The 12,324-nt window shown below is 54.5% G+C and carries 13 protein-coding genes; 7 read left to right on the forward strand and 6 right to left on the reverse strand.

Going from position 1 to position 12,324, the window contains the following annotated elements:
- Positions 1-313: 313 nt before the first annotated feature.
- Positions 314-559 (forward strand): hypothetical protein, encoded by a 246-nt coding sequence (locus NFU03_RS09795; protein WP_251638271.1) that lies wholly within the window; start codon positions 314-316, stop codon positions 557-559.
- 363 nt (positions 560-922) lie between these two features.
- Complete coding sequence (locus NFU03_RS09800; protein ID WP_251638272.1) at positions 923-1,072, forward strand: hypothetical protein; 150 nt, start codon at positions 923-925, stop codon at positions 1,070-1,072.
- Positions 1,073-1,175: 103 nt separating this feature from the next.
- Here NFU03_RS09800 and NFU03_RS09805 read toward each other — a convergent pair whose 3' ends face one another.
- From NFU03_RS09805 to NFU03_RS09815, 3 genes are read right to left on the reverse strand one after another with little or no spacing between them, the layout of a single operon-like run.
- Entirely contained in the window at positions 1,176-2,117 is a 942-nt protein-coding gene (locus tag NFU03_RS09805) for a TRM11 family SAM-dependent methyltransferase (RefSeq protein ID WP_251638274.1), read from the reverse strand.
- A gap of 5 nt (positions 2,118-2,122) precedes the next feature.
- Positions 2,123-2,701 carry a protoporphyrinogen oxidase gene (locus NFU03_RS09810; RefSeq protein ID WP_251638276.1) on the reverse strand — a complete coding sequence of 193 codons (579 nt, stop codon included), beginning with the start codon at positions 2,699-2,701 and terminating at the stop codon, positions 2,123-2,125.
- A 33-nt stretch (positions 2,702-2,734) separates the two neighbouring features.
- Positions 2,735-3,658: a cation diffusion facilitator family transporter gene (locus tag NFU03_RS09815; RefSeq protein ID WP_251638278.1), complete on the reverse strand. Its 924-nt coding sequence runs from the start codon at positions 3,656-3,658 to the stop codon at positions 2,735-2,737.
- Positions 3,659-3,925: 267 nt separating this feature from the next.
- Here NFU03_RS09815 and argH point away from each other — a divergent pair, with 267 nt between their 5' ends.
- Complete coding sequence (gene argH, locus NFU03_RS09820) at positions 3,926-5,251, forward strand: argininosuccinate lyase (RefSeq protein WP_251638280.1); 1,326 nt, start codon at positions 3,926-3,928, stop codon at positions 5,249-5,251.
- Between the two features lie 84 nt (positions 5,252-5,335).
- Here the strand turns inward: argH and NFU03_RS09825 are convergent, their stop codons facing one another.
- Positions 5,336-6,115: an enoyl-ACP reductase FabI gene (locus NFU03_RS09825; protein ID WP_285835438.1), complete on the reverse strand. Its 780-nt coding sequence runs from the start codon at positions 6,113-6,115 to the stop codon at positions 5,336-5,338.
- A gap of 171 nt (positions 6,116-6,286) precedes the next feature.
- Here NFU03_RS09825 and NFU03_RS09830 point away from each other — a divergent pair, with 171 nt between their 5' ends.
- Positions 6,287-6,694 carry a YugN family protein gene (locus NFU03_RS09830; RefSeq protein WP_251638282.1) on the forward strand — a complete coding sequence of 136 codons (408 nt, stop codon included), beginning with the start codon at positions 6,287-6,289 and terminating at the stop codon, positions 6,692-6,694.
- An 83-nt stretch (positions 6,695-6,777) separates the two neighbouring features.
- The gene (locus tag NFU03_RS09835) at positions 6,778-8,331 is read left to right on the forward strand and encodes an NlpC/P60 family protein (RefSeq protein ID WP_251638284.1); all 1,554 of its coding nucleotides are present in this window, start codon (positions 6,778-6,780) and stop codon (positions 8,329-8,331) included.
- A 52-nt stretch (positions 8,332-8,383) separates the two neighbouring features.
- Here the strand turns inward: NFU03_RS09835 and NFU03_RS09840 are convergent, their stop codons facing one another.
- Positions 8,384-8,857 carry a hypothetical protein gene (locus NFU03_RS09840; protein WP_251638285.1) on the reverse strand — a complete coding sequence of 158 codons (474 nt, stop codon included), beginning with the start codon at positions 8,855-8,857 and terminating at the stop codon, positions 8,384-8,386.
- Positions 8,858-9,060: 203 nt separating this feature from the next.
- Here NFU03_RS09840 and brnQ point away from each other — a divergent pair, with 203 nt between their 5' ends.
- Both brnQ and NFU03_RS09850 read left to right on the forward strand, forming a co-directional pair.
- Positions 9,061-10,380: a branched-chain amino acid transport system II carrier protein gene (gene brnQ, locus NFU03_RS09845; RefSeq protein WP_285835439.1), complete on the forward strand. Its 1,320-nt coding sequence runs from the start codon at positions 9,061-9,063 to the stop codon at positions 10,378-10,380.
- Positions 10,381-10,458: 78 nt separating this feature from the next.
- On the forward strand, positions 10,459-10,875 hold the full coding sequence (locus NFU03_RS09850) for a pyridoxamine 5'-phosphate oxidase family protein (RefSeq protein ID WP_251638286.1): 417 nt from the start codon (positions 10,459-10,461) through the stop codon (positions 10,873-10,875).
- Positions 10,876-10,934: 59 nt separating this feature from the next.
- On the opposite strand, the gene NFU03_RS09855 is transcribed toward NFU03_RS09850, so the two are convergent.
- The gene (locus NFU03_RS09855; RefSeq protein ID WP_251638287.1) at positions 10,935-12,218 is read right to left on the reverse strand and encodes a GTPase; all 1,284 of its coding nucleotides are present in this window, start codon (positions 12,216-12,218) and stop codon (positions 10,935-10,937) included.
- Between the last annotated feature and the right edge of the window lie 106 nt (positions 12,219-12,324).

Consider the following 12,324-nt stretch of genomic DNA (forward strand, 5'->3'; position numbering starts at 1 on the left):
CTTTATGGGCCCCTGTGTGATGAAGAGATTGACCAAAGATTAACTCAGCAGACGGGCCAAAAAGTAGTATACGAACAGTTGCTTTCCGTTCCGGCGCACGCTTTCCCGAGGGCGTGACTTGAGCCTCCTCGGTCGCAAAAAGCGCTCCCTGCGGGGTCTCAAGGCGCACGCTGATCCTCCGGGAGTCGGCGCCTGCACTCCAAGCAACGGAAAGTGGTATAAATAGAGCATCAATTCATTAAACGGGCCATTTAATTGGAAAGAAAGTTTGATGTATCTTAAAGGGGTGTTGGAAATTAAAAGGTTAACTTTTATGGGTGGGATATTATTTATTTCGGGAACCTTATTATATGGCATAGTACATCTTGCTATTGCTAACTATATTCCAAATATGCAAGGTTGGAGCGACCCGCCAGGAAAATTCCAACAAGCGCGCAATGAAATCGGGGTTAACATTCCTTACTTTTTAAGTATTATCATTATGGTTTTAGGTTTAATAATTTTGTTTTTGAGAGAGTTAAAGGTAATCGTGAACCTCTTGATAACTGAGAAAAAATAATCTTTATTGACCAAAGAAGACACTTTTCAGAAAAACAATCTTCTGCAATCGGGCGCATTCAAGAATAATGTTTCAACCAATTGCCTAGTTGATTGGAAAGGGAAAAGTATTCGTGAATGTAGTATAGAACTTACGGGAGATGCGGTACAATACTAAAGGGACGGCACTCCGGTCCCGGACAGAAAGTATAGGTTGGGTGTGGGCGGCGTATGGATGGCTGCTGAATGGATTTGTCTTCTTGATAAAAGGAGCCGGCTTCTTTGTGGACGGTTCTTCCAATAGTGCAAGACTGCCGTGGAATTGAGCGGCGTTCATTTGTGGAAGGAATTCATAAGAACTTGTGGAAAGAGGGAGGTGCAGGACATGGGAAAATATCAACTGGATTACAAAGGCATGCAGGCAGTGTCAAAGTATCAAGAAAAACGAAAGCCGGACCAATTCGATAAAAAGAAGCATCTTGAAAAGCTTCGTAAAGAGTATTTGGAGAAAAAGCAAAAACAAAGAGATGAATAATCAGTTGATTGGACCATGCGCAAGCTAGAGTCTATTCATCCCTGTAACAACACCGAACCAGAAAAACAAGCCGCCCCGGCAACGGAGCGGCTTGTTTTGGTATTCACTTACAGACGACGACTTCCCGTTCGAAATGGGCTTTCCGGGCGATGCACCGGTCTGTGACCGTAAACCCGGCGTCTTCGAGCAGGTCGTCCATCGGTTCGATCGTGACGAGGACGAGCCGGTCGGTGAGGCGGCGGGCGGCGTTCAGGATGGACGCCTGCTGTTCCCGTGTCGCGTGGGTGTACAGGTTATACGGCATGTCGATGACCGCCGCGTCATAATGGCCGGCAGCCTCTTCGATCGGTCCGACGTCCACGATGCCGGTGAGACCGAAATAGTCGAGGTTCTTCCGGGAACCGAGTACAGCTAATGGATTGATATCCCGGCCGGCCATGTCGATATCCATCGAACGCGCTTCAACGAGGACGTTGCCGATTCCGCAGCATGGATCGATGGCCCGGATCCCTTCCGGCTGCGGCACGGCGATATTGGCCACTGCACGGGCGACACGTGTGCTGAGTGCAGTCGAATACATTTCAGGCTTCTTAATATGGTCCCGCCAGACGGCCGTATTCTCCACCAGGCTGCCGAACAGGAAAAGATCCCCGATACGGACGACGCCAAAGAGTGTGTCCGGAGTGGACAGGTCGGCCTCCGCAGCCATCGGAAGTCCGACGGCCCGCTCGATCTGCCGCCGCTCCGGGTGGGGGATCTTCTTGGTTTCGCCTAAGTCCATCGTATTCAGGCAGCGGATCTGGAACGTCCTCCCGTCATCCGGGAGGGCCGCAGCAAACCGGATGATCTCTTCGAGAGAACCGGCCGCAGTCAGTACGTCGAGCCGCTCTTTCATGAAAGGGCTCCGCTCCGTATCTATACAGCGGCTGCTGAACAGGTAGTTGCCGCCAGTATCCTTGCCGAAGAGCGCGCGCATTTCAAGCCGGCAGAGCTCGTGATCATCGGTCTGCCGGACGTACGTGTAGAGATACCGGTCCGTCTGCATATCCGTCACGCCTCTTCCTCGAGTTCTGCGAGCATGCGGAACACCAAGTCATACAGGAACTGCACGGTTTCATCGAACGTGAAATCCTCGGAGAACCCTTCGGCATAGTCGAGCGCGATGTTGACGTCCCATAACCCGTCTTCATTCGAGAACATGAGGCTGCGCGTACCTGGCGCGGTGCCGAGCTTGCTGTCGATGTACGTCTTCAGCTGTTCGCCGTATTTCTTCTGGACCCGGAGACCGAACAGTGCCGTCACCGTGCCGAACACATCGTCTACCTCGAGGGAAACACCGTCGATGCCGACTGTCGAAAGCAGCGGTTCTTCCGCGTATACATAGTCGCCGGGGTGCTGTTTGACATAGGAGACCGGCGTATTGCTGAGTGCCTGTTCAGGGGTCCGTTCTTCGTCGGTCTCTTTGTCTGAAAGACTGTATGCGGGGCTGAACGGCGGCGCCGGGACGACCGATGCCCCTTCCGGCAGAAGTGCGTGTTTCTCGGCGAATTCTTTCTGGACTGCGTTCAGCGGGACAGCGCCTGCTGAACTGTTCGTTTCGATATAGGTTTTCAACCATTTCGTTATCATTCCAACCACTCCTTCAATACTCTCCAGTATACCTTAAATATGCGGTTTCGGCAGCGCATCTTCTCCGGGATACCACGGATTCACGTGGATGAGCACTTCACCGACATCCGGGTTCGCGTCTTTGATGGCGTTGCGCAGTTTGCTTGTGATGTCGTGTCCTTGCTGGATTGTCAGGTCACCAGGCAGACTCACCCGGATATCGACGAGCACATAGTGGCCGTGCTCACGCGCGCGGAGGCGGTCGATCCGCTTCACCTCGGGCGTCTGGCGGATCAGCTGCTGGAACTCGGTCAGCCGCACTTCGCTGACGGTCTTTTCCATTAGTATATCGAGCGCTTCCTTCCCGATGTGGACTGCGAGCCGCAGGACGAGGACGGCTACAATCAGACCAGCCACCGGATCGCCGTACGACAGGATCGGAATATCAAAATGCGTGCCAATCAGGCCGAGGCCGATCCCGATGACAGCGGCGAGGGATGCGTACACGTCCGCCAGATGGTCGTACGCCGTCGCGATCAGTCCTTTGCTGTTCTCCTTCTTGCCGATCCGGATCGTATAGAAATAGAGTGCCTGTTTCCAGACGAGTGAGATGATCGCTGTGAAGAGGGCGAGGACGCTGGCAGCAGCCGGTTTTTCGAAGATGGCGGCGATCGCTTCGATGGCGATATAGATGGCTGCGGCGCCTAAAATAAGACCGACGAGTGCGGAGCTGATCACTTCCGCTTTGCCGTGGCCGTATGGATGATCATCGTCAGGCGGGCGCTTGGAGAAACGCATCGATGTGAGCGCCGCCGCAGACGCCACGACGTCACCGGCGTTATGGAAGCCGTCCGCGAGCAGCACAGGACTGTGGAATAGATAGCCGACAAGTATCTTGATGATCGTCAGGAAAATATTGCTGACGAGACTGACCCAGATGGCGATCAGGGACTGTACGGAATGAGCGGAACTGTTCAATGGACATCCTCCTCAGGGCGATAATGTTGCGGTGGGGAAACAAAAACCCCTGACGAGTGACGGTCAGAGGTTTTTCGTGAACTTATATAGGAAGTGTGCTGTTTGAACAATAGTTGCATTCAAAATCACTCGCTTTGCAATTGTCGTATCGTCTAGTATACCCTTCTTCACGCTCCGATACAAGCGGCAGAGCCGGTTGCAATCGGTCAGCAATTGAATTATAATTCATTTTATCCGATAAATATACATATAGGAGGCGTCATCCGAATGAAATTATGGGGCGGCCGGTTTTCATCACCGGAACACGAACTGATGGAACAATTCAATACATCACTGCCGGTGGACAAACGGCTGATCGAACAGGACATTGCAGGAAGCCTCGCGCACGTCGCGATGCTCGTCCACTGCGACCTGCTGACGCCTGACGAAGGGGAGCTGCTGACGGACGGACTGGAAGCGATCCGTGCAGATATCGCTTCAGGGGCGCTGCAGGTCGAAGGGGAATACGAAGACGTGCATTCGTTCGTCGAGATGCAGCTGACCGGACGGATCGGGGAGACTGGGAAAAAACTCCATACGGCGCGCAGCCGGAACGACCAGGTCGCCGTCGACATGCGGCTCTACGCGAAACAGATTGCGCATAATACGACGGAACTGCTGCAGCACCTGATCGACACACTCACAGAAAAAGGGGAGGCCCATGATGTCATCATGCCGGGCTACACCCATCTGCAGCGGGCCCAGGTCGTCACGTTCAGCCATCATCTCGGAGCATACGTGCAGATGTTCAAACGCGACAAGAGACGGATCGGCAATGCAGCGGAACTTCTCGACGAAAACCCGCTCGGCTGCGGGGCACTCGCCGGGACGACCCATGAGATCGACCGTACGGTGACGACGGAACTGCTCCGTTTCGCAAAACCTGTCGACAATTACATGGACGGCGTCAGCGACCGGGATTACCTTTTGGAACTTATGTCTGACTTCTCTATTATCATGATGCATATGAGCCGGCTGAGCGAGGAACTCATCCTCTGGAGCAGCCAGGAGTTCAGATTCGTCACGATGGCGGATGCGTTCTCGACCGGCAGCAGCATCATGCCGCAGAAGAAGAACCCGGATGCGGCAGAATTGATCCGCGGGAAGACGGGGCGAGTGTATGGTTCGCTGTTCGCGCTACTGACGACGCTGAAAGGGCTGCCGCTCGCCTACAACAAAGACATGCAGGAAGACAAAGAGCAGTTTTTTGACGCCGCGGACACGGTCACGGACTGCCTCCGTATCATGGCGGGGATGATCAGCACGATGCAGGTCAATGAGGAAAACATGCGGGCAGCCGTCAAAGCCGGTTTCCTGAACGCGACAGAAGTGGCCGATTATCTCGTCAGCAAAGGCGTGCCGTTCCGTGACGCGCACAGCATCGTCGGCAGGCTCATCCTCCATTGTGAACAGGCGAACAAAAGCATTGAAGAGCTGACGATCGCAGAGCTGAAACAGTTCAGCGGTTCCATCGAGGAAGACTTGTACGCGTATATCGATTACGATGAAATCCTCAAGAAAGGCACGAAGCAGGCGATGAAAGTGAACCAGTGACCGAGCATCCTGAATACAAAAAAGCTGTCCGGAAAACGGGAGTACCCGATTTTCGGACAGCTTTTCTCATGGAGAGGGAACTGCTTATCCCATAATGTTATAACCGGCGTCCACGTAAATCACTTCGCCTGTCACACCGCTCGACAGCGCGCTCAGCATCACCATGCTCATATTCGCAACTTCTTCGAGCGTGATGTTGCGGCGGAGCGGCGCTTTCTCCTCGATCTGGTGCAGGATCGTATTGAACGAAGGCACGCCTTTTGCTGACAATGTGCGGACAGCACCGGCAGAGATCGCATTGACACGGATGTTCTCTTTCCCGAGATCGTTCGCCAAGTAGCGCATCGATGATTCGAGCGCCGCCTTTGCGACACCCATGACGTTGTAGCCGTCGAGCACACGCTCTGCGCCGAGATAGCTCATCGTGATGATCGAGCCGCCTTCCGTCATATAACGGCGTGCTTCCCGTGCTGTCGCAACGAGCGAGTAGGCACTCGTATCCTGGGCGAACGCATAGCCGTCCCGCGACGTTTCGACGAAATCGTTGTGCAGGTCTTCCGCGTGTGCGAACGCGACGGAGTGGACGACACCGTGGATGACGCCGACTTCCGTGCCGATCTTTTCGAACGCGGCCCGGATGCTTTCATCCTCATTGACATCGCATTCCGCGACGAGCCGTGGAGTCAGCTCATTTTTCTCAAGCGCCTTCTCGAGTTTCGCGAGGGAGCGCTCCTTCCGGTACGTGAAGATGACATTCGCGCCGACCGCGAACAATGTCTTCGCGATGCCCCATGCGAGGCTCCGTTCATTGGCAACACCCATGACTACGATATTTTTCCCTTTCAATTTCAGCAAATCATCCATTATTCCAAGTCCCCCTTATCGATTTCTTCTATTTTGTCCATTCAGCAGTCTGTCTTAATACCTGGTACCAAAACGATTATAGCATAAGTTGTTTTTTCAGTTCCATCATCAGTATGAATTGTGCCGGAAAGGTGATACTACGGCTACTTGTACTCAGAAAGGATGGAGGCTATGATTCAGCTCACAACAGGTCTCGAAGGAAAGAGGACATTATACGGCAGCATCCGTCACAGGCTCGAAGACGCAGGGTATCATCTTGGCGGCAACTGGGACTACCATGGCGGCTTTTTTGACAGGGTCCTCAACCGGGAGGAGGGGGAGACGATCTACATCCGCGCGCCGTTCGAAGTGATCGCCGGGGTGCTGGATGAAGACCGGGCGACCCTTGTCTTCAAGACCCCATTCCTCATCAAGCACGTCGTCAATATCGGATTCGAGTCAGATGAAAGTTCTCTACTGTCGGCGACATTCAACCAGTTCCAGGAACCGGTCGATAAGGACGGACGGATTACGGATAAACGCAAATGGGAAGAAATCGGCACACGGGAGGTCAACCGGCTCATCGCGATTCTGCATTGACCAGTCTCCGTGTGAAAAAAAGCCTATACAGAACCGGGTGATTCGTGTACCTTAAAGGTATCAATTGGTTCAGGAGGCTTTCCATGCTAAAAAAACTGCTTATCCCCCTGCTTCTCGCCGCCCTTGTCCTGTCGGTCTCATCTCCGGCTTCCGCCGCCGGCCTGTTCAGTGATGTCGGTGACAATTATGCTGCAAAAGCTGAACTCGAGTACCTTGCGGAGCGCGGCATCGTCGAGTCCGGAAAGGGTGTCCCGTATGGCGTCGACCGTCCGATCACCCGGCTGGAAGCGGCGGATATGCTCGTCAAGGCCCGTAAACTGGACACGGACAACAGACCCGATCCAGGGCTGACGGATGTGAAAAAGGGGATGGCGGGTTACGGAACGATCGCCGCTGTCGTCGATGAAGGGATCATGGTCGGCAGCCTGCAGAAGACGTTCAATGCGAAAGCGCTGCTGACGCGTGCCGAAATGGCAGCGATCCTCGTCCGTGCATTCGAATTGAAGCAGGGCACGCAGGCAGCCGATTTCACGTTCACAGATGTCAATCCGAAAAGTTTTGCGGCTCCGTCCGTCAAAGTACTGTTCGCGAACAGCGTAACATTCGGATACCCGGATCATACGTTCAAACCGGAACTGACATTGACCCGGGCGCATTTCGGAATTTTCCTGGCACGCATCCTCAATCCGGAATTCCGGGAAGTGCTCGCCTGTTTCGCTCCGACTGCCAAGAAGACGTATCACGTAAATGTCGCTGTGACGACGTTATGGAAAGCTCCGAATCTTGCACGGACCATCGACCGTCCGGCAGTCGGTGTGCCGGCTGATATGAATGCTTGGACGAAGTCGATGACGATCCCGCAAAAACAGTGGCTTGTCGGTAAGACGGAAACGCAGGCGCTCTACGGCCAGGAAGTCGAAGTGCTGAAGACATCCGGCAGCTGGATGCAGATCGCCGTGAAAGACCAATATTCGCCGAAGCATAAGGCGGGGTATCCCGGATGGGTTCCGGCGTCGCATATCAAGGCAGGGTACGCGGACTACGCACCGTGCGATACGGCCGTCGTCACTGCACCGACTGCCGGTCTGTACTCGGCAGCATCCGTCAGCCGTCCGTTCCTCGGCATCAGTTTCAACACCGAGCTGCCCATCCTCGAGTCGGCAGCCGGCTGGGTGAAAGTGCAGACGCCGTTCGATGGCGTGAAATACGTGCGTCAGGCGGACGTGACGATCCGGAAACACGGCAAGCCGATCGCGAAGCCGACACAGCATGAACTTCTCGCGACCGCGAAGAAATTCAACGGCCTCCCGTACTTATGGGCAGGCACATCCGGTTTCGGCCTGGATTGCTCCGGCTTTACGTACTCCGTCTACCGCCAGCACGGTATCGACCTGCCGCGGGATGCAAGTGTCCAGGCGGCCAACGGAGCGGCCGTCGCCAAAAACCGGCTGCAGCCGGGGGATCTCATGTTCTTTGCATACAATAACGGCAAAGGGGCTGTCCATCACGTCGGCATGTACATCGGCGACGGTAAGATGATCCACTCGCCGAACCCGAAGAAGACGGTGGAGATCATCCCGATCGCAACGGAGCCGTACCGCAGTGAATTCTCCGGCGCCCGCCGGTATTTGAAGTGAATAGAAAACGGGAACAGGCAGCGCCATCCGGCGTTCCTGTTCCCGTTTTCAATTAGTTCAATACGTCATTGTACAGCAGACCGTCGTCATCCAGTGAGATCACTTTCAGCCTGTTCTCTTTCTTCACGTAGATGCTCTTCACTTTTTTGACGCCTGAAGCATCCTCATAGAGAATGACCCGTGTTCCCGGATTGTCCGTCTCCACGATCCCTTTCAGGCCGTCGACCGGCGCGTTATCGCGGACCGTGCTGTATTCCTCATACCCTTCAAGTGCCGCATCCCCGGTGTCTGCAGTCCCGTCCGATCCGGTTCCGCCTTCCATGCCGCTGTCATTCGTTGCGTTGACATCTCCGTCTTCCGATGCCTGCTGTTCTGCGTCATCCTCGTTTTCCGCTGGGGTATTCACTGCATGCTCCTCCAGGGCCGAGCCCGGTTCTTCAGCGGGTTTGGAGTTGTCCGCCTTCTCGGAATCCGAACAGCCTGCGAGCAGGACGCCCATTGCGCCGAGCACTAAAAATCTTTTCATATGATTCACTCCCTATGTTGGTTAACCGCAAATCAGTGTACGGAAAATAGTATTCCAATACAACTAATTGACCTTTAATCTCCTCTACCCGTTCTGTCAGCAAGAAAATCCTTTCTAATTTGCGGAATGTTTGTTACGCTCTAAAGTGAGAAAAGAATGGCTAATCCGCATATTTCAAACGTCTAGTAAGGAGTTGTACACCATTGTCTGTTAAAAAGAATTTCGTGATCGGCTTCATGCTGTTCGCCCTGTTCCTCGGAGCGGGGAATATCATTTTCCCTCCAAAGCTCGGGCAGCTGGCGGGGACCGATCTCACTATCGCCATGTTCGGCTTCCTGATCACCGGTGTCGGCCTGCCGCTTCTGGCAGTGATCGCCATCGCCCATGCAGGCGGTGATCTCCGTTCCATCGCGGACCGGGTGCATCCTGTTTTTGGAATCGTTTTCACGATGATCGTCTATATGGCGATCGGACCGTTCTTCGGCATTCCGAGAACTGCTACGGTGTCCTACGAAATCGGCATCACACCATTTTTACCGGAATCGGCGGCAGGCGCACAGTGGCCGCTCATCCTGTTCAGTATCGTCTTCTTCGCCATAACGATCGGCCTGTCGCTGAACCCGGCGAAACTCGTCGACCGGATCGGGAAGTTCCTGACCCCTGTCCTGTTCGCAGTCATCGCCCTGCTCGCCATCAAGAGTTTCGTCGACCCGATCGGTACGATTGAAGCGCCTGACGAAGTGTTCGGTGCGCATCCGTTCTTCAAAAGCTTCGTGGAAGGATATTTGACGATGGATGTCATTGCGGCCCTCATCTTCGGCAGTGTCATCACGGCAGCCATCCATGCGGAAGGGGTCGATACGGCGAAAGGTCTGCTGAAATCCATGGTGATCGCCGGCAGTGTGGCGGCAGCCGGATTAGGATTTGTATACATATCATTAGGGTACATCGGTGCCACGAGCACAAGTGTCATCGGAGCGCAGGCGAATGGCGGGATCATCCTGTCATTGGCCTCTGAATTGCTGTACGGCTCTTTCGGCCCGGTCATCCTGGCCATCACCATTTTGTTCGCCTGTCTGACGACGTCCGTGGGGTTGGTATCTGCGTGTGCACAATTTTTCGCATCGATATTCCCATCGCTGTCTTATAAGACGTTTGTCGTCATCTTCTCCGTATTCAGCACACTTGTTGCGAACGTCGGCCTGACGCAGCTCATTTCACTGTCTCTGCCTGTTCTTTTGATGATCTATCCGCTCGCGATCGTCCTCATGCTGCTGTCGTTCATCGACAAAGCGTTCGGAAGACGGCCGATCGTCTATGCACTGGCTCTGATCGGCACGGCAGCGGTCAGTATTTTCGACGGGCTCGCAGGAGGCGGCATCGAAATCAAACCTGCACTCAGTGTCCTCGAACACCTGCCGCTGCATGAACAGCAGATCGGCTGGCTCATTCCGGCGATTGCCGGGGCGCTCATCGGCTGGTTCATCGTCCTGCTAACGCCAGGCCGGACCACCCGCGGGTGACGCGGCAGCCCTTTCCATGTTTAGTCATGCTCATTTTCAGGAAGACTACGAGTAGCTGAACAAAAGGAGAGGGTATTCATGAACACCAAGGAAACTGCACAGAAGATTTTGCAGAACAGTCACGTCGGCACGATGGCCACTGTGGAAGCAGGCAAGCCATTCAGCCGTTATATGACATTCTTCGCGGACGGATTCACCTTGTATACGGCGACCTCGAAGAAGACCGAGAAAGTCGATGAGCTGGAAAGTAATCCGAACACACATATCCTGCTCGGATACAGCGACGAAGGATACGGGGATGCCTACTTGGAGATCGCTGGTACGGTCACGATCTCCGATGATAAGAGTCTCCGGGAAAAAGTGTGGAACGATCACATGAAGCCGTGGTTCGACGGGCCGGAAGATCCGGATCTCGTCATCTTGAAAGTATCACCGGAATCCATCCGCCTCATGAACAAAAAAGGCGAAGGTCCGCAGACAATCGACTTCGCTTGATGAAGGTAAATAGAAAAGCTGTTGCGGAATGGTCACATCGACCTTCCGCAACAGCTTTTTCATTGTTCTTCTTCCTCTTCGTAATCGCGCCGCGCCTGCTTGACGATCGCTTTCAGCTCTTTTTCATCCGCACCGCTCAGGAAATAGGCGATCGCGGCTTTACCGATTGCAAATGTGCCGCCGCTTGCGATACTTGCGCTGATGGCGGAACCTGCTCCCGGAACGACGAGGTTCGCGAACTTGCTCCCTTGCTGGGCGATCATCCGGAGTGTGAAACCGGTGGCCCCGATACCGCCGAGCGACACGAGCACTTCGCGGGCCGTCTTGAAGTCGAGCTCCCGTCCGGACAAGTAGGCGATGATCATCAGCAGGATCGACTGGAGGGCGAGCAGGACGGCGATATCCGTCGCGATGAGCGGACTGAGCGCCACTGTGCCGGCGAGGGCGGTGAAAACTTTCGTGAACCGGAGGGCGATTCGCTCAGAGACCGAGTTAAGCCGGATCGACAGGCTCAGGTGGATGGCTGCCCGGATGTCCAGGCTGTCTTCCAAAAAATCGATCAGTTCCTCCATGCCGTACCGGCCGTCGAAACCGATCGTCCGGGTGCCGTCCTCTCCGGTCGTCCATTCGATATAGGAGGACACGGGCAGGATGGCGGCCGGCTCGAGCCCGGCGTTCGCGAACAGCCGCTTCAGCTGTCCGGCTTTTTCCTCGATCAGCCGAAGTTTGTCCGCAGGGTAGAGGTCCGGCTCCTTGACGCGTGACGGATTCAGTTCATCCACCTGCGTGATGACGGCGATCAGCGGCAGGCCGTCCGCCGCTTTCTTCATGATCTTTTTTGTCACTTCGATATCCTTGTCGATATGCCCGCGTTCCGTCGCTTTCTGGAGGAACAGGACCGCATCGGGCTCGAACGACCGGATCACTTCTTTCAATGAGTCTTCTGCCTGCGTATCGAACGTTTCCGACTCGCCGATCCCGCGCGTGTCGATCACTTCGAAAAATGTATGGCCGTCCGCTTCGTAAGCATAACGTCCGGCTTCTTTCGTGCCGATATCAATGTCACTCACTTCCGCCAGATACCGTCCGCTCATCGCGTTCACCAGGCTGCTTTTCCCGACACCCGTCCTGCCGACCAAGACAAACCGGGGAGGCCGGGGATCTTTCAGCCCTGTCAGCAAGTTCTGCAGTTCGTCGTCGTCCATCATGATCTTCATCATTTTCCTTCGCTGTTTGTCGGAGATCAGATTCCCCGGCAGTTTCGTGAACAATTCCTCGATATAGTTGGATAAATTCCCGATATGGTGCAGCCGCTGCCGCATCTCTTCAAATTGCGTTCCCATCAGTAAGCACCTGCTTTCAAAATCTCTTTAGTATGCTGTACCCGCTGGCCGCTCCGTTCAAGCGGGCTTTCCGCCTGGAAGGGAAGGTGGGTGCGTGCTGTGTCCT

The organism is Sporosarcina sp. NCCP-2716 (genome assembly GCF_023707985.1).
GTDB lineage: Bacteria > Bacillota > Bacilli > Bacillales_A > Planococcaceae > Sporosarcina.

What these genes read in the sequence shown, in the direction of transcription:
- NFU03_RS09795 (WP_251638271.1), top strand. Translation starts at nt 314, where the DNA reads ATGGGTGGGATATTATTTATTTCGGGAACCTTATTATATGGCATAGTA.
- NFU03_RS09800 (WP_251638272.1), top strand. Translation starts at nt 923, where the DNA reads ATGGGAAAATATCAACTGGATTACAAAGGCATGCAGGCAGTGTCAAAG.
- NFU03_RS09805 (WP_251638274.1), bottom strand. Translation starts at nt 2,117, where the DNA reads ATGCAGACGGACCGGTATCTCTACACGTACGTCCGGCAGACCGATGAT.
- NFU03_RS09810 (WP_251638276.1), bottom strand. Translation starts at nt 2,701, where the DNA reads ATGATAACGAAATGGTTGAAAACCTATATCGAAACGAACAGTTCAGCA.
- argH (WP_251638280.1), top strand. Translation starts at nt 3,926, where the DNA reads ATGAAATTATGGGGCGGCCGGTTTTCATCACCGGAACACGAACTGATG.
- NFU03_RS09825 (WP_285835438.1), bottom strand. Translation starts at nt 6,115, where the DNA reads ATGGATGATTTGCTGAAATTGAAAGGGAAAAATATCGTAGTCATGGGT.
- NFU03_RS09830 (WP_251638282.1), top strand. Translation starts at nt 6,287, where the DNA reads ATGATTCAGCTCACAACAGGTCTCGAAGGAAAGAGGACATTATACGGC.
- NFU03_RS09835 (WP_251638284.1), top strand. Translation starts at nt 6,778, where the DNA reads ATGCTAAAAAAACTGCTTATCCCCCTGCTTCTCGCCGCCCTTGTCCTG.
- NFU03_RS09840 (WP_251638285.1), bottom strand. Translation starts at nt 8,857, where the DNA reads ATGAAAAGATTTTTAGTGCTCGGCGCAATGGGCGTCCTGCTCGCAGGC.
- NFU03_RS09850 (WP_251638286.1), top strand. Translation starts at nt 10,459, where the DNA reads ATGAACACCAAGGAAACTGCACAGAAGATTTTGCAGAACAGTCACGTC.
- NFU03_RS09855 (WP_251638287.1), bottom strand. Translation starts at nt 12,218, where the DNA reads ATGGGAACGCAATTTGAAGAGATGCGGCAGCGGCTGCACCATATCGGG.